At 63.8% G+C, this 16,660-nt stretch carries 10 protein-coding genes; 5 read left to right on the top strand and 5 right to left on the bottom strand.

What is annotated here, in order from left to right; translation table 11 throughout:
• Positions 1-36 precede the first annotated feature (36 nt).
• Genes FJ974_RS25120 through FJ974_RS25130 form a run of 3 tightly spaced genes read left to right on the top strand, consistent with a single transcriptional unit; the run spans position 37 to position 3,906 of the window.
• Positions 37-312 carry a sarcosine oxidase subunit delta gene (locus FJ974_RS25120; RefSeq protein WP_140533171.1) on the top strand — a complete coding sequence of 92 codons (276 nt, stop codon included), beginning with the start codon at positions 37-39 and terminating at the stop codon, positions 310-312.
• A complete protein-coding gene (locus FJ974_RS25125) occupies positions 312-3,293 on the top strand; it encodes a sarcosine oxidase subunit alpha (protein WP_140533170.1) in 2,982 nt (993 codons plus the stop codon). The genes FJ974_RS25120 and FJ974_RS25125 overlap by 1 nt, the downstream gene beginning before the upstream one ends.
• Positions 3,286-3,906 (top strand): sarcosine oxidase subunit gamma, encoded by a 621-nt coding sequence (locus tag FJ974_RS25130; protein WP_140533169.1) that lies wholly within the window; start codon positions 3,286-3,288, stop codon positions 3,904-3,906. The genes FJ974_RS25125 and FJ974_RS25130 overlap by 8 nt, the downstream gene beginning before the upstream one ends.
• Positions 3,907-4,023: 117 nt before the next feature.
• On the opposite strand, the gene FJ974_RS25135 is transcribed toward FJ974_RS25130, so the two are convergent.
• Positions 4,024-4,689, bottom strand: a complete 666-nt coding sequence (locus FJ974_RS25135; protein WP_140533168.1) for a hypothetical protein — start codon at positions 4,687-4,689, stop codon at positions 4,024-4,026.
• 269 nt (positions 4,690-4,958) lie between these two features.
• On the opposite strand from FJ974_RS25135, the gene FJ974_RS25140 reads away from it, so the two are divergent.
• Together FJ974_RS25140 and FJ974_RS25145 are read left to right on the top strand one after the other, a co-directional pair.
• A complete protein-coding gene (locus FJ974_RS25140) occupies positions 4,959-7,328 on the top strand; it encodes a DUF1989 domain-containing protein (RefSeq protein ID WP_140533167.1) in 2,370 nt (789 codons plus the stop codon).
• Positions 7,329-7,581: 253 nt separating this feature from the next.
• Positions 7,582-9,291 carry an APC family permease gene (locus tag FJ974_RS25145; RefSeq protein ID WP_140533166.1) on the top strand — a complete coding sequence of 570 codons (1,710 nt, stop codon included), beginning with the start codon at positions 7,582-7,584 and terminating at the stop codon, positions 9,289-9,291.
• Between the two features lie 81 nt (positions 9,292-9,372).
• Here the strand turns inward: FJ974_RS25145 and FJ974_RS25150 are convergent, their stop codons facing one another.
• The 4 genes from FJ974_RS25150 to FJ974_RS25165 form a co-directional block, all read right to left on the bottom strand.
• Positions 9,373-12,525 carry an efflux RND transporter permease subunit gene (locus FJ974_RS25150; RefSeq protein WP_140533165.1) on the bottom strand — a complete coding sequence of 1,051 codons (3,153 nt, stop codon included), beginning with the start codon at positions 12,523-12,525 and terminating at the stop codon, positions 9,373-9,375.
• 251 nt (positions 12,526-12,776) lie between these two features.
• Entirely contained in the window at positions 12,777-13,910 is a 1,134-nt protein-coding gene (locus tag FJ974_RS25155; RefSeq protein ID WP_413468367.1) for an efflux RND transporter periplasmic adaptor subunit, read from the bottom strand.
• Between the two features lie 83 nt (positions 13,911-13,993).
• Complete coding sequence (locus tag FJ974_RS25160; RefSeq protein WP_140533163.1) at positions 13,994-14,599, bottom strand: TetR family transcriptional regulator; 606 nt, start codon at positions 14,597-14,599, stop codon at positions 13,994-13,996.
• Between the two features lie 392 nt (positions 14,600-14,991).
• Complete coding sequence (locus FJ974_RS25165) at positions 14,992-16,632, bottom strand: acyl-CoA synthetase (RefSeq protein WP_140533162.1); 1,641 nt, start codon at positions 16,630-16,632, stop codon at positions 14,992-14,994.
• Positions 16,633-16,660 lie beyond the last annotated feature (28 nt).

Genomic DNA, 16,660 nt, shown 5'->3' on the forward strand with positions numbered 1-16,660 from the left:
CTTTTCGGCATCATGCTCTGAGGCGGCCTGGAAACCATGCGCATAGTCTGTCCCTTCTGCGGCGAACGTGAACTCGGCGAGTTCACCTATCTCGGCGACGCCAAGCCGCAACGCCCCGCGGCGGATGCCGGCGAAGACGCCGTCTACGATTACGTCTATCTGCGCGACAACATCGCCGGCGTGATGAGCGAGCACTGGTATCATGGCGGCGGCTGCCGGGCCTGGCTGAAGGTCACCCGCAACACGCTGACGCATGAGATTACGGCGGTAGAGCCGGCGGCTGGCGCAGGCGCCGCCAAGGTTGGTGCGTGATGGTCGGCGATCAGGCAAACCGTCTCGCATCCGGCGGCCTCATCGACCGCTCGGCCGCGCTCAGTTTCCGTTTCGACGGCAAGACGTTTTTGGGCTTCAAGGGCGACACGCTGGCTTCCGCGCTGGTCGCCAACGGCGTCACGCTCGTCGGCCGTTCATTCAAATATCACCGCCCGCGCGGCATTCTCACCGCCGGGTCGGAAGAGCCCAACGCACTGGTCGAACTGCGTAGCGGCGCCAGGCGCGAGCCGAACACCAAGGCGACCACGGCCGAGCTCTATGAAGGCCTCGAAGCCGCCAGCCAGAACCGCTGGCCGTCGCTGCGCCACGATGTGATGGCGGTCAACCAGCTGTTCGCGCCGATCTTCGTCGCCGGCTTCTACTACAAGACCTTCATGTGGCCGGCGAAGTTCTGGGAAGCGATCTACGAGCCGGCGATCCGCCGCGCCGCCGGCCTCGGCCGCGCTGCCGGCATTGCCGATCCGGATCACTACGACAAGGCCTGGGCGCATTGCGACGTGCTGATCGCTGGCTCCGGCCCGGCGGGTCTGGCGGCGGCACTTGCAGCGGGCCGGAGCGGCGCGCGGGTCATCCTGTGCGAAGAAGATTTTGTCCCCGGCGGCCGCCTGCTGGCCGATGGCGGCACCATCGACGGACTGCCGGCCGCTGAGTGGGTTGCACGCGCGCTCGGCGAACTCGCCGCGATGCCCGATGTGCGCATCATGACGCGCACGACTTTGTTCGGCGTCTATGATAGTGGCATCTATGGTGCGATCGAGCGGGTCAACGACCATCTGCCGACGCCGCCCGAACACCAGGTGCGGCAGCGCCTATGGCGCATCGTGGCCAGGCGCTGCGTCGTCGCGGCCGGCTCCATCGAACGGCCGATCGTCTTTGCCGGCAACGACACGCCGGGCGTGATGATGGCGTCCGCCATGCGCAGCTATATCGGGCGTTATGCGGCGGCGCCGGCAAAGCGCATGGCGCTGTTCACCAACAACGAGGATGGCTGGCGCACCGTGGAGATGGCGCTGGGTGCTGGACTGCAGGTCGCGGCGGTGATCGACGCCCGGCCGGACATTTCGGCTGCTCATCGCTCGCTCGCCTCCAAGAACGGCTTCACGGTCCTGCATGGCTCGGTCAGCGGCGTCGACGGCGGCAAGGACGGCGTGCGCAAGATCGCCGTGTCGCTCATCGGCGGCGCCCGGGCCGAGGTCGAGGCCGACGGGCTTGCCATCTCCGGCGGCTGGAACCCGGCGGTCGGGCTGACCTCCTACCATCGCGGCCGGCCCAAATGGCGCGACGACATCGCCGCCTTCGTGCCTGATGGCGCACCGCCCGGCATGGTCGCGGCGGGCGCCGCCAACGGTGCCTTCGGTCTTGGCGCCTGCCTGCGCGAAGGTTTTGAGGCGGGTGCAGCAGCTGCGCATAACGCCGGACGCGGCGGCAATGTCGGGTCCATGCCTGTCGCGGACGATGAAGCCTTTTCGCTGACGCCGCTCTGGCATGTGAAAAGCAAGGGCAAGGCCTTCGTCGACCAGCAGCACGACGTCACTGCATCCGACATCGAACTGGCGCAGCGCGAGGGGTTTGAATCGGTCGAGCACCTGAAGCGCTACACCACGCTCGGCATGGCCACCGACCAGGGCAAGACCTCCAACGTCGCCGGCCTCGCCATCATGGCTGCGGTCACCGGTAAGTCGATCCCCGAGACCGGCACGACGATCTACCGGCCGCCCTATGTGCCGGTCGCGATCGGCGCCTTCGCCGGCCATCACCGCGACGAGACTTTCCATGCGACGCGGCTGACGCCGTCGCATCACTGGGCCGCCGAGCAAGGTGCTGTTTTTGTCGACACCGGCTTATGGAAACGCGCGCAGTGGTACCCCCGCGCCGGCGAGAAGGACTGGCTGGAATCGGTTACCCGCGAGGTCAAGACGGTGCGCTCGGGCGTTGGCTTTTGCGATGTCTCGACGCTCGGCAAGATCGACGTGCACGGCCCTGACGCGGGCGCCTTCCTCGACCGCGTCTACATCAACACCTTCTCCACCCTTGCCGTCGGTAAGGCGCGCTATGGGCTGATGCTGCGCGAGGACGGCATCGTCTATGACGACGGCACCACGTCGCGGCTGGCCGATGACCATTATTTCCTGACCACCACCACCGCCAAGGCCGGGCTGGTGATGCAGCACCTGGAATTCTGCCGGCAGGTGCTGTTTGCGGAACTCGATGTGCAGCTGACCTCGGTCTCCGACCAGTGGGCGCAATTCTCCATCGCCGGACCGAAGACCCGCGACCTGCTGAAGGAAATCGTCGATCCGGCCGAGGACCTTTCCAACGAAGGCTTTCCGTTCATGGGCGCGCGGGAAGTCGCGTTGCGCGGCGGCATCAGGGCAAGGCTGTTCCGCATCTCCTTCTCCGGCGAGATGGCCTTCGAGATTTCCGTGCCGGCGCGCTATGGCGAAGCGCTGGTGCGCAATCTGATGATCGCCGGCAAGCAATTTGGCGTCACGCCCTACGGCACCGAGGCGCTTGGCGTGATGCGCATCGAGAAGGGCCATGTCGCGGGGCCGGAATTGAGCGGCACCACGACGGCCGCCGATCTCGGCCTCGGCAAGATGATGTCGACCAAGAAGGATTTCATCGGCCGCGTCATGGCCGGCCGCGAGGCGCTGGTGGCACCGAACCGGCAGGTCGTGGTCGGCATCAAGCCGACCGACAAGGCGCGCCGCCTGCGCTCCGGTGCGCACATCATTCCGAAGGGCGAGACACCCGGTCCCGACAACGACCAGGGCTATGTCACGTCGGTCTGCTTCTCGCCGGTGCTCGACCAGTGGATCGGACTCGGCCTTGTCGAACGCGGCCGCGAGCGCATCGGCGAGATCGTGCGCGCGCACGATCCGCTGCGCGGCGAGGAGTATGATGTCGAGCTCTGCAATTCCGTCTTCTACGATCCCGATGGAGAGCGCCAGCGTGGCTGATTTTTCCTGGGAAGTCCGCAGCCCGCTGCAACACGCGCTCGTCGCGGGGCCGTATGGGGCACGGGGCGAAGCCGGCGTGACGCTGACCGAGATCCGCAATTTCGGCCTCGTCCAGGTGATGGCGCGACGCGGCAAGGCCGGCGAGATGGTCAAGGCCGCGCAGGCGCGGTTCGGCGTCGCGGCTCCGGAAACGCCGAAGGCGGTGGGCACGGCGGACGCAATGCTGATCTGGTCGGGACCGGACCAGTTCTTCGTCCTGTCGAAGGGTGGCAGGCACGGGATTGAAGCGCTCGCTCCTGTCTTTGCAGGGTCGGCTTCGCTTTCCGACCAGTCACATGCGCGGGCTCTGATCAGCGTTTCAGGTGAGAAGGCGCGGGCGATGCTTGCGAAGCTGTCGTCTATCGACCTGCATCCCGATGTGTTCGCGATTAACTCAGCGGCGGCGACCTCGGTGGATCACACCAGCGTCACGCTTTGGCGAGGTAGTGATCGCAACGGACAGGCGGTGTTCAATCTGCTCGTGTTCGCGACTTTCGCTGAGAGCCTGTGGCACACGATGCTGGATTCGGCTGCGGAGTATGGCGTCGTTATCCGGCATTCTGAAGAATTGTAGCTGGATAGTTTTCGGGCCCGGAGTGATGGGCACCTTGCTGTAACAGATTGCATCTCCGTAGACGGAGCAGCCCAGCGCGACTTCCAGGGGGTCAAGTTACGCAATATCCTCTTAAAACTACCAAGGACGACGAACGCAGTGGTTCGGGCTGTATGTGGTCGGGACTGCGTCCATGGCTTTACTATATTCGGAAAAGCTTGGAATGAGCCCCAAATTGATGGCCTGGGCAACGCATCTGTCACCAACGTTCGAGGCGTTTGCCTGAGAAAGGCAATTTTCCAACTTTGTGATTGAAATTGGCGGGGGAGCCTTGATTGAGCTATAACTGATCCGGCCGGAGCGAATGGATACGACCGTTATATCGCCCTTCCTCCATCTAGCAGGGTCAAAGATGTAGTAGAGATTGCGCTTATCAGGATATTCTGACGCTGTCGCAGCGTAGATTGTCATGACAAGCACGTTGGCAAATGACCTAACTCCCATATCAACTTTCATATCCGAATCAGAGGCGGGGAGTTCGAGCCTCCCCCCGAGCTCAGAGGCAAGTTCTGAAAGCGCTTCGCCATCGCCTTCTCGCGCCATTGGCCAAAGCAGCGCCCACTGTTTTTGACATTGGTTATTGTAGTAGGCGTCTGCGGCAACCTTCAGACGCTCCTCACGGGTCAAAGTCGACGTAAGGCTTGATTTACCTGTGAGATCACATCCGCAGAGAAAGGAAGAGACCAGAAGACCGCAACATACTTTCACTGTAAACCGGGTCGGTAGGCTCATGAAAAGCCCCATTCCGTCATCTCCATCAAAGGGCCGAGTCTCGGCACCCACCGGTTGTATCAGCACCTTGTCGTCGAGTGTATTGTATTGTGGGAGCGCGAAAGCCTCGGATGAGGGGCAGTGCCGACGTTCGGGATCAGGGTAGTCGGCAAGAACCTACCTGAACGAGCAGCCCCAATGACGGCACCGCAGCCTTGCCAAATCCATCTCCACTGCTATTCTCCCGGCTAAAATAATTTTACACACAGGCAAACTGTTTCTCCCTCGGAGGAGGGTTTGAGATGAGCCAGTCGCCCTACCCCGAAGTCGCTGCCGGCCCGCCGCGGCCGAGCCTGATCCTGCGGCCCGGCCAGATCGCGCTGCCGCCCGGCATGGAGCGCTATACCGTACAGGGCAATGGCGCGGTGCTGATCGATGTCGAGGCCGGCGATACGGTCAGCGTACGCAATGTCGAGGGCGGACAGCCTTGCGAGCTGCTCGCCTGGGACAAGGCCGGCGTCACCGATCCCGGCATTTTCGGCGAACGGGCCAACAGCAATGCCGCCGGCATCAAGGCGATGCTGATCGATGGCGACGACAGCCTTTCGGCACTGCGCCGTGGCCTCGAGCGCCGCCAGGTTCAGCTTGACCAGCCGAAAGCCGTGCGCGTCTTCGGTGGCGCCACGCCGGCCGGCACCGAGCAGACATTCGCAATACAGCGCGACGGCGCGATGCTGATTGCCGCGCCCGGCGGGCCGATGCTGGTCGACGGCCATAACACCGCGACGCCACTCACGGTGATCGTGCGCCGCGCCACAATCCGCCTGAAGGCGAAGTCGGAGCTGCCAGATCCGCTCACCGATCCGGTGCTTGATCTCAGAGTGCATTCGGCGACGGCGGAATCCTACTTCGTCAAGGCCGGCGACTATCTGCAGATCATCGATGTCGACGGCCGCCAATGCACCGACTTCCAGTGTTTTTCGGCGCGCAAGCTGGACAAGGGACGCGACCACCCGCTCGACGTGACGACAACCCGCACGCTGATGGGCACCGCTTATCCGCTGCCCGGCCTGCATTCCAAATACTACGACCAGGACATGGAGCCGCTGGTCGAGGTGGTGCAGGACACATGCGGGCGGCACGATGCCTTCGCGCTCGCCTGCGCGGCCAAATATTACGACGACATCGGCTATCCCGGCCACATCAACTGCTCGGAGAATTTCAACCGGGCGCTGGACGGCAAAGGCGTCAACCCGCGCGCGGGCTGGATGGCGATCAACTTCTTCTTCAACACGGCAATCGACGCGCATGGCGTAATGGTCTCGGACGAGCCATGGTCGCGCCCGGGCGACTATGTGCTGCTCAGGGCGCTGACCGACATCGTCTGCGTGTCGTCGGCCTGCCCGGACGACACGACGCCCGCCAATGGCTGGAATCTTACCGACATCCATGTGCGCACCTATTCCGGCCAGCACAAGTTCTCGCGAGCGATCGCCAGACGCATGACGCCCGATTCGGAACCGAAAATGACCCGCGAGACAGCCTTTCATTCGAGTTTTGCCAAGCACACGCGCGACTTCGTCGAGTACAGGGGCTATTGGCTCGCCAACTCCTTCGCCAAGGAAGGCGCCATCGCCGAATACTGGGCCTGCCGCCAAGCAGCCGTGATTATGGACCTGTCGCCGCTGCGCAAATTCGAGGTCACCGGTCCGGACGCCGAAGCGCTGCTGCAATACACGCTGACCCGCGATGTCAAGAAACTCGGCGTCGGTCAGGTCGTCTATTCGGCGATGTGCTACGGGCATGGCGGCATGATCGACGACGGCACGTTGCTGCGGCTCGGCAAGGACAATTTCCGCTGGGTCGGCGGCGACGATCTTTCCGGCGAGTGGCTGCGCGACACGGCAACGAAGCTCGGGCTCAACGTGCTGGTGCGCTCTTCCACCGACCAGATGCACAACATCGCCGTGCAAGGGCCGAAGAGCCGCGATATCCTGAAGGAGGTCGTCTGGACCTCGCCGGTGCAGCCCTCGATCGGCGAACTCGAATGGTTCCGTTTCGCGATCGGCCGCATCGGCGGCGGCAACGGCATTCCCGTCGTCGTCTCGCGCACCGGCTATACCGGCGAGCTCGGTTACGAGATCTGGTGCCATCCGCGCGACGCCGAAAAAGTGTTCGACGCCGTCTGGGAGGCGGGCCAGCCGCACGGGCTGAAACCGATGGGGCTGCAGGCGCTCGACATGGTGCGCATCGAAGCCGGCCTGATCTTCGCCGGCTACGAGTTCTCCGACCAGACCGATCCCTTCGAGGCCGGCATCGGCTTCACCGTACCGCTGAAGACCAAGGCCGACGACTTCATCGGCCGCGAGGCGCTGATCCGGCGTAAGGAGCATCCGCAAACCAAGCTGGTCGGCCTCGACATCGACGCCAATATCCCGGTCGGCCATGGCGACTGCGTGCATGTCGGGCGTGCCCAGATCGGCGTCGTCACCTCCGGCATGCGCTCGCCCCTGCTTGGAAAGACCATCGCACTGGCAAGGCTCGATGTTATCCATGCCGAGATCGGCACGGAGGTCGAGATCGGCAAGCTCGACGGACATGCCAAGCGGCTGCCGGCGCGCGTCGTCGCCTTCGCCCATTACGATCCGCAAAAGACAAGGCCGCGCTCCTGACGGCCGCCTCGCAGGCTTGATAAGACCGCTTTGCTGGCTATCACTGGTGATGGGCGAGGCCCCTGTTCACAACCGTGATGTGCACAGCGCGACAAAACGCTTGACGTGAAAGCGCGCCGGATCGATCTTCACTCTTAAGAAAAAAATACGACTGAGTGGAAACACGACGGTCGGACCATGATGGCCGGGGAGCAAGCTTCGCAAGAGCCGAAGCGTCGCCGGCGGGGAACTGAAAAAAGGGGAAGACAATCATATGAGCACGATAAGCACCGTCCTGGAGCAGCCTGCCGAAAGCAAGCTGCTCAGGCACATCGACTGGCGCGGCGCCTTCTGGGTGGCGAGCGGCGTTCCCGCTCTCGTCCTGTTCTCGATCGGCGGCATTGCCGGCACGACGGGAAAGCTGGCCTTCCTGATCTGGACGGTGTCCATGATCATGGGTTTCCTGCAATCCTTCACCTATGCCGAGATCGCCGGCCTGTTCCCGAACAAGTCGGGCGGCGCCTCGATCTACGGCGCTACCGCCTGGCTGCGCTACTCGAAATTCATCGCGCCGCTGTCTGTCTGGTGCAACTGGTTCGCCTGGTCGCCAGTGCTGTCGCTCGGCTGCTCGATCGCCGCCGCCTATATCCTCAACGCACTGGCGCCGGTACCGATCTTCACCGAGACCTCGCCGGACGTCGTTGCCTATATCGCCGCGCATGCCGGAACGGCGCCCGCCGACGCCATCACCGCCGTCACGGCCGCCGCGACGCCGGCAATCCGCACCTGGTCGCTGTGGAGCCATACGCTGGGGCCGGTGTCCTTCACCTTCAACGCCACTTTCTTCATCGGCGCGGTGCTGATGCTGGTCATCTTCTCGATCCAGCATCGCGGCATCCTCGGCACCGCCAGCGTGCAGAAATACATCGGCCTCCTGGTCATCATCCCGATGCTGATCGTCGGCGTGGTGCCGATCTTCACGGGGCAGATCGACTGGGCGAATTTCTCGCCGCTGGTGCCGCTGGCGGCCGCCTATGCACCCGAACCCGGCTCCTGGAACATCGCCGGCTGGACACTGGCGCTCGGCGGCATGTTCATCGCGGCCTGGTCGACCTACGGCTTCGAGACCGCGGTGTGCTACACGTCGGAGTTCAAGAACCCCGGCACCGACACCTTCAAGGCGATCTTCTATTCCGGCCTGCTCTGCATGCTCTTGTTCATCCTCGTGCCCTTCACCTTCCAGGGCGTGCTGGGCTTGAACGGCATGCTGGCGACGCCGATCGTCGACGGCTCCGGCGTGGCCGATGCCTTGGCCGGCATGGTCGGCGGCGGCAACATCATCCACAGTCTTCTGGTGATGCTGATGATCCTGGCGCTGGTGCTGTGCATCATGACTGCGATGGCCGGCTCCTCGCGCACGCTCTACCAGGGCTCGGTCGACGGCTGGCTGCCGCGCTATCTCAGCCATGTCAACGAGCATGGTGCCCCGACGCGGGCCATGTGGACCGACCTCTGCTTCAACCTAATCGTGCTGGCCATTGCCTCGGCCGATGCGACGAGCTTCTTCTTCATCCTCGCCGTGTCGAACTGCGGCTACATCATCTTCAACTTCCTCAACCTCAACGCCGGCTGGATCCACCGCATCGACAACGGCCACATCAACCGGCCGTGGCGGGCGCCGAGCTGGCTCTTGGGGATCGGGGCAATCTTCGCCTACGTCAATGCGATTTTCATGGGCGCCGGCGCCAAGGTGTGGAACCCGATGGCGCTGTGGGCCGGGCTGATCACCGCCGCGCTGATCATCCCGGTGTTCTGCTTCCGCCACTACATCCAGGACGGCGGCAAGTTTCCCGACCACATGCTGGCCGATCTCGGCATGAGTTCGGCCGATCTCAAGGTCAAGAAGGCGGGAATGCTGCCCTATCTGACGCTGGCGGCCGGCGTGGCGGTGATGCTGATCGCCAACTGGGTGTTCGTCATCTGATGGCCTGACAGGCTGGGCGGCTTCTGCCGCCAAAAACCAGAAGCCGGCCGATCGAAAAAACGAGCGGCCGGCTTCTTTCATTCATTCAGCCGCCAGCGCCAGTTGGGGCTGTTCGATGCCCTCCACGGCTTCCGGCTCGGGCGTCTGCTCGTCCGCCGGCACCTTCTTCGGCTCGCGGCCGAAGAACAGGGCGTAGCCGGCCGGCAGCACCAGGATGGTGAGCACGGTGGCGACCAGGATACCGCCCATCATCGCGTAGGCCAGCGGCCCCCAGAAGACGCCGCGCGAGATCGGGATCAGCGCCAGCACCGCCGTCATCGCCGTAAGCATGATCGGGCGGAAGCGGCGGACAGCCGAGCCGACGATCGCCTCCGAGCGTTCCATGCCCCTGGCTATATCCTGGTCTATCTGGTCGACCAGGATGATCGAGTTGCGCATGATGATGCCGAGCAGCGCGATGACGCCGAGGATGGCGACGAAGCCGAACGGCGCGCCGCTGATCAAAAGGGCCGCCGCAGCACCGATGATGCCGAGCGGGCCGGTTGCCAGCACCAGCATCGCCTTGCCGAAGTTCTGCAGCTGGACCATCAGCAGCACGACGATGACTGCCAGCATGATCGGCGCCTTGGCGGCGATCGAAGCCTGGCTTTCGGCCGAGTCCTCGGCGCCGCCCTGGATCTCGATCTTGTAGCCGGGGGCGAGGCCGTCACGCAGGGTCTTCATGTCGTTGTACATCTTGGTGACGACATCGTTCGACTGCACGCCGTCCGGCAGCGTGGCGCGCACCGAGATGGTCGGCAGGCGGTCGCGCCGCCATTCGACGCCCTGCTCCATCACCGGCACGACCTTGGCCACCTGCGACAGCGGCACCGAGCCGCCGAAGTCGGTCGGGATGTAGACGGAATCGACCGAGGACAGGAGGTGGCGGGTCGCCTCCGGTTCGCGGGCGACGATGGAAACGGTCTCCTCGCCGTCGCGGAAGTCGTCGAGCGGCGCGCCGGACATCGTGGCCTGCAGCATCTGGCGGATGCGCTGCGAGGTGACGCCGAGCGCGCGGGCGCGGTCCTGGTCGATCACCAGCTTCATCGCCGGCACCGGCTCCAGCCAGTCGTCATGGACAGCGCCGAGCAGCGGATTGGCCTGGAATTTCGCCTTCACCTCGTCGGCGATGCGACGCACTTCCTGACGATCCGGGCCCATGACCCGCATCTGCACCGGCCAGCCGGTCGGCGGACCGAGGAACAGGCGATCGACCTTGGCGCGGATCGAGGGGAAGTCCTTAGCAAGGATAGAGCGCAGCTTGACGATCAGCCGCTCACGCGCCGGCTCGTCCTTGGCCATCACCAGGAGCTGGGCGAAGTTCGGGTTCCTGAGCTGCTGGTCGAGCGGCAGGAAGAAGCGCGGCGCGCCCTCGCCGATGTAAGTGGCGATGAAGCGCTTGTCCTGATCATCCATCATTTTGGCTTCGAGCGCCTTGGCCTGCGTCTCGACCTCCCTGATCGAGGTGCCTTCCGGCAGCCACAGGTCGACCAGGATCTCCGGTCGTGACGACTGCGGGAAGAAGTTCTGCGGAATGAACTGGAAAGCCCACAGGCTGGTTGCGAAAGTGACCAGCGTCATCACCAGAACGATGATGCGGTGACGCACGGCCCAGGTGACCGTCGCGCGCAGCCGCCGGTAGAAGCGCGTGTCGAAGACATCGTGATGGGTGCCGGCATGCTTGCGCTGCTTCAGGATCATGTAGCCCAGCCACGGTGTGAAATAGACCGCCACGAACCACGACACGACCAGCGCTATGCCGACGACGTAGAATAGCGTGCGCACATATTCGCCGGCAGTGGAGGCCGCGAAACCGACGGGGATGAAGCCGGCCGTGGTGATCAGCGTGCCGGTGAGCATCGGGAAGGCGGTCGAGGAATAGGCGAAGCTTGCCGCCTCGATCTTGACCAACCCCTCCTCCAGCTTTCGCTCCATCATCTCGACGACGATCATGGCATCATCGACCAGCAGGCCCAGCGCGATGATCAGCGCGCCGAGCGAGATACGCTGCAGGTCGATGCCGATTTCGTACATGATGGCAAAGGTGGCGGCGAGCACCAGCGGAATGGCGATCGCGATCACCAGGCCCGAACGCCAGCCGATCGACAGGAAGGAGACGACAAGCACGATCAGCAGCGCTTCGCCGAGCGCCTCCATGAATTCGTTGACAGCATCCTTGACGACCTCGGGCTGGTCGGAGATCTGGTCGACAACAACGCCGTAGGGCAGGCCTTCCTCGAAACGCTTGTAGGTCGCCTCGACGTCCTTGCCGACGTCCCTGACGTTGAAGCCCTTGGCCATGACGACGCCGACCTGGACGCTATCGTGGCCGTTGAAGCGGTACTTGCGCTGGTAAGGATCCTCGAGACCTGAGGTGACGGTGGCGATATCGCCGAGCCGCGTCACCTGGTTGCCGGAACGCAGCCTGAGCTCGCGGATGTCGGCGGCCCTGGTCACATCGCCTTCGACCGAGATGCGCACCGAGCGCAGGCCGGTGTCGACGGAACCCGCCGGATCGACATTGTTCTGACCCTTGATGGCGTTCTGCAGGTCGACCATCGTCAGGCCGCGCTCGGCCAGCGCCTTGGACGAGACGTCGACATAGATCTTCTCCGGCTGGTCGCCGATGATGACGGCCTTCTCGACACCCGGCGTCGTCAACAGCATGTCGCGCGCCTGGATGGCGAACTTCTTCAGCTCCGGATAGCTGTAGCCGTCGCCGCTGATCGAATGCAGCGTGATGAAGGTGTCGCCGAACTCATCGTTGAAATAAGGGCCGAGCAGGCCTTGCGGCAATTCGTTGGCGATGTCGCCGACCTTCTTGCGCACCTGGTAGAAGGCGTCCTTGACCTCGGCGGTGTTGGTGTCGCCCTTCACCTGAAGCGTGATGATGGCGCTGCCGGCGCGGGTGTAGGAACGGACGAAATCGAGATGCGGCGTTTCCTGCAGCTTGCGCTCGATCTTGTTGACGACCTGGTCCTCCATGTCCTTGATCGAGGCGCCGGGCCACACCGCCTGCACGACCATGACGCGGAAGGTGAAATCGGGGTCTTCCTTCTGGCCCATGCGCATCAGGCCGAGGGCGCCGGCAAGGATGATCAGGCCGAACAGGAAGCGCGCGATGCTCGGATGTCCGATCGCCCAGCGCGAGAGGTTGAAAGGCCGCTTTTCAGTGGTGCTGCTGTCGGTGGTCATGGCGTCAGTCCAGTCCAATTAATCGGCAAAGCACGTTCGTCATGCCGCGTATGAATTTCTGTCTGGCTTCCGGGCGGCGAGGCTCCCCGAGCGGAGAGACACTCATCGCGGTGGGACGCTGCATCGATGCGCGGGGGGAACATCGACCCGGCGTCTCCACGAACGGGCGCCTGCCGCCCGGAAACCATGACCTGCCTGACCTCGCGTCTTAGCGGAGCGACGTCAGACTGGATTTGTATTTCGCTCGGCCGTCAGCGCAGGCTGCTGGTGGCCGCGACATCATCGTCCGCCGAGGCGGACTGCAAGGCATTGTCGCCGGAGAGCTTGACCTTCAGGTTCTCGGTCATGAACTGGGTGCCCGCCGCAACCACCACGTCGCCCTGCTTCAGGCCGTCGGCCACCGCGACGCCGTCGGCGGTGAAGTTCGCAACCTTGATCGGGCGCGGATGAACCGTGTCGCTGCCGCGGTCGACCGTCCAGACGATCTGCTTGCCGTCCTTCTCAGCCATCGCGCTCAGCGGGATCGAGACCAGTTGCGCCTTGCTGCCGACGGTCGCCTGCACATTGGCGGTCATGCCGAGCAGCACGCGCGGGTCGTTGGGGAGCGAGACGCGGACGGCGAAGGTGCGCGACTGCGGGTCGGCGCTGCCGGCAACCTCGCGGACCTTGCCGTCGAGGGTCAGCGCATCGTCGGACCAGAAGCTCGCCTTGACTTCCTTGCCGGGCTTGAAGCCGGCAATGTCCATCTCCGGCACGGCGATCAGCACTTCCTTCTCGCCGTCGACCGCAACCGTCATCACCGGCGTGCCGGCGCCGACCACCTGGCCGACATCGGCGCTGACCGCGGTGACGATGCCGTCCTGGGTTGCCTTGAGATCGGTGTAATGGACTTGGTTCTGCGCCTGGGCCAGCGTCGAGCGGGCGGCGTCGCGGGTCGCCACCGCCTGGTCATAGGTCAGGTTCGCCTGATCGAGCTGGGATTTCGGGGCGAAGTTCTTGGCGTAAAGCTGCTCGGCGCGCTTCTTGGCGAGATCGACCGTCTCGACCTGCCGTTCGGCGGCATCGAGACTGGCCGTGGCGCTCTTCACGGAGAGCTCGTAATCGGAAGGATCGACGCGGGCCAGAACGTCGCCCGAGTTTACATGCTGGCCGATGTCGACGAGCCGCTCGGTGACCTTGCCGGCGATGCGGAAGCCGAGATTCATTTCGATGCGGGCGCGCACCGAGCCGGAGTAGTCGAGCTGGCGGGTGGTCTGCGCCTCCCCGATCTCGACGACCTTGACCGGCCGGAGAACTTCCTGGACGACCGCCGCCTTCTCCTGGCTGCAGCCGGCAAGGCCGAGCGCCACAATGAGGCCGGCGACTGGGAGGCCGGCGGCTGGCAGCCTGCGGAGGATGGAACTGGACAAAGACACGTTAGCACTCCCGAACTGGAGATGATCGTCGACCGGCACCCGGCGGGCGGCGGCTATTTCAAGGCTCTGATTGCGTAGTCGATGAGATCGTCGGGCATCGCCCGGTTGGTCTTGGCAAGGCACTGCGCGACCATCTGCGGATGGCACAGGATAACGGTGGCGGCGCCGAAACAGCGCGAGGCGATCACCGGATCCTGCTCTCTGAACTCGCCGGCCGCGATGCCGTCGCGTATCACATCGGCGAACAGGTCGTGGATGCTGTCGATATGCTTGTCGATGACGCCCCAGTCGCGTTCCAGCGCGACGATGACCATCTCATGCACCTTCTGGTCGTCGAGCATGACTTCCATTGTCATCTTGTACTGGGCATGCACGTAGCGACGCAGCCGTTCCTCGGCGCTGATCGGCAGGCGCGAAATCTCGTAGGCCATCCTGTAGCTGGCGCCGAGCAGACGGGCGCAGACTGCCTGGTGGATTTCGACCTTGGAAGCGAAGAAACGGTAGATATTGGCCGGCGACATGCCGAGCTCGCGGGCGATGTCGGCGACGTTGGTCTTGCCGTAACCATAGTGACGGAACAGGCGTTCGGCACAGTCGAGAATGCGCGTCACATTCTCCTGGCGGGCGGGGTCTGCCACTATGTTGGCGGCTTCGGACATGGCTCTCTGTCGTTTTACGAATGACGAATTTCAACTTTCGTCACTCGTAAATCGAAAAATGTTCGATGTCAACGCGGAATCGACGTACGCGTACAAATGATGACAGATGGTGACAGTGAGCGGGTGCCATAAACGACGTCAGCGGTCGGGTACAGGTGCTTGTGCCGTCGTCATCTACGGGCGAAGCAAGGAGCGAAGCGACGCGCGCAGACCCGAGGATCTATTCCGTGACGCTTACCGAAGAATGAGGCGGATCAAAATGGTACGCCGATTTTGTGCAGTGCCCGCTGGCGGCTATTCTCGGCCGCCGGAGCGCTGCCGCGAGGTAACGGCATGGATCCTAGGATTTCCGCGACGTCGCTTCGCGACTGCTCCACCCTAGGATGACGAAGTCAGGCGCCCTTCGCCATCTCCCGCAGCCGGAACTTCTGGATCTTCCCGGTCGAGGTTTTCGGAATCTCGGCGAATACCACCGCCTTCGGCACCTTGAAGCGGGCTAGCAGGCCACGGCAGTGCTCGATGATCTCCGCCTCCGTCGCCGCCTTGCCGGGCTTCAGCTCAATATAGGCGACCGGCACCTCGCCCCATTTGTCGTCCGCGCGGGCGACGACACCACACGAAGCGACGGCCGGATGCTTGTAGAGCGCGTCCTCGACCTCGATCGACGAGATGTTCTCGCCGCCGGAGATGATGATGTCCTTGGAGCGGTCCTTGAGCTGGATGTAGCCGTCGGGATGCATGACGCCGAGGTCGCCGGAGTGGAACCAGCCGCCGGCGAAGGCTTCGTCGCTCGCTTTCCTGTTCTTCAGATAGCCCTTCATGACGATGTTGCCGCGGAACATGACCTCTCCGATGGTCTCGCCGTCGGCGGGCGTCTCCGTCATCGTCTCGGGGTTCATCACCTTCAGCCCCTCGAGCGCGGCGTAGCGAACGCCCTGGCGCGCCTTTTTCGCCGCCCTCGGCCCCCTCTCCAACTCGTCCCACTCATTGTGCCACTCGTTGACCACCGCAGGCCCATAGGTCTCGGTCAGGCCGTAGAGATGGGTGACGGCAAAGCCGGCATCGGCCATGCCGGAGAGCACGGCCTCCGGCGGCGGTGCGGCGGCAGTGTTGAAGGTGACGGTCTGCGGAAACTGGCGCTTGTCCTCATCCTTCGCGTTGATCAGCACAGACATGACGATCGGCGCGCCGCAGAGGTGGGTGACGCCATGGTCGGCGATGGCGTCGTAGATCGGCTTCGGCCGCACCCAGCGCAGGCAGACATGGGTGCCGGCCTGCACCGCGAGCGTCCACGGAAAGCACCAGCCGTTGCAGTGGAACATCGGCAGCGTCCACAGATAGACCGCGTGCTTGGCCATGCCGGCATGAATGGTGTTGGTATAGGCCATCAGCGCAGCACCGCGATGGTGGTAGACGACACCCTTCGGGTTGCCGGTGGTGCCGGAGGTGTAATTGAGCGAGATGGCGTCCCACTCGTCGTCGGGCATCGACCAGGCGAAATCCGCATCGCCGCAGGCGAGAAAATCCTTATAGTCGATCGAGCCGATCCGCTCGCCTTTCGGATAGGGCGCGTCGGCGGCATAATCGGGGTCGTCATAGTCGATGAGCAAAGGCCTGGCCTTCGCCAATGCCAGCGCTTCCCTGACCACGCCGGAGAATTCGCGGTCGACGATCAGCACCCTGGTTTCGGCATGGTCGAGCTGGAACGCGATGACGGCCGCGTCGAGGCGGGTGTTCAGCGAATGCAGCACCGCTTTGGTCATCGGCACACCGAAATGCGCTTCCAGCATCGGCGGCGTGTTCGACAGCATCACCGTCACCGTGTCGCCCTTGCCGATGCCGTGCTTCGACAATGCCGAGGCGAGCTTCAGCGAGCACCGCCAGAATTCGCGATAGGTGATGCGCTGGCTGCCATGGATGATGGCGACATGGTCGGGATAGGTCTTTGCCGCCCGCTCGAGGTAGGTGAGCGGCGTCAGCGGCTGGTGGTTGGCGGCATTCCTGTCGAGATTCTGTTCGTAGGGATTGGCCATCCCATCCTCCCCAAAGTCTTTTCGAGCT

The sequence above is a fragment of the Mesorhizobium sp. B1-1-8 genome (genome assembly GCF_006442795.2).
Classification (GTDB): domain Bacteria; phylum Pseudomonadota; class Alphaproteobacteria; order Rhizobiales; family Rhizobiaceae; genus Mesorhizobium.

Bases quoted from the DNA above. Each gene is read 5' to 3' on its own strand.
- FJ974_RS25125 (WP_140533170.1), top strand. From the start codon at position 312: ATGGTCGGCGATCAGGCAAACCGTCTCGCATCCGGCGGCCTCATCGAC.
- FJ974_RS25150 (WP_140533165.1), bottom strand. From the start codon at position 12,525: ATGACCACCGACAGCAGCACCACTGAAAAGCGGCCTTTCAACCTCTCG.
- FJ974_RS25165 (WP_140533162.1), bottom strand. From the start codon at position 16,632: ATGGCCAATCCCTACGAACAGAATCTCGACAGGAATGCCGCCAACCAC.
- FJ974_RS25140 (WP_140533167.1), top strand. From the start codon at position 4,959: ATGAGCCAGTCGCCCTACCCCGAAGTCGCTGCCGGCCCGCCGCGGCCG.
- FJ974_RS25120 (WP_140533171.1), top strand. From the start codon at position 37: ATGCGCATAGTCTGTCCCTTCTGCGGCGAACGTGAACTCGGCGAGTTC.
- FJ974_RS25160 (WP_140533163.1), bottom strand. From the start codon at position 14,599: ATGTCCGAAGCCGCCAACATAGTGGCAGACCCCGCCCGCCAGGAGAAT.
- FJ974_RS25145 (WP_140533166.1), top strand. From the start codon at position 7,582: ATGAGCACGATAAGCACCGTCCTGGAGCAGCCTGCCGAAAGCAAGCTG.
- FJ974_RS25135 (WP_140533168.1), bottom strand. From the start codon at position 4,689: ATGGGGCTTTTCATGAGCCTACCGACCCGGTTTACAGTGAAAGTATGT.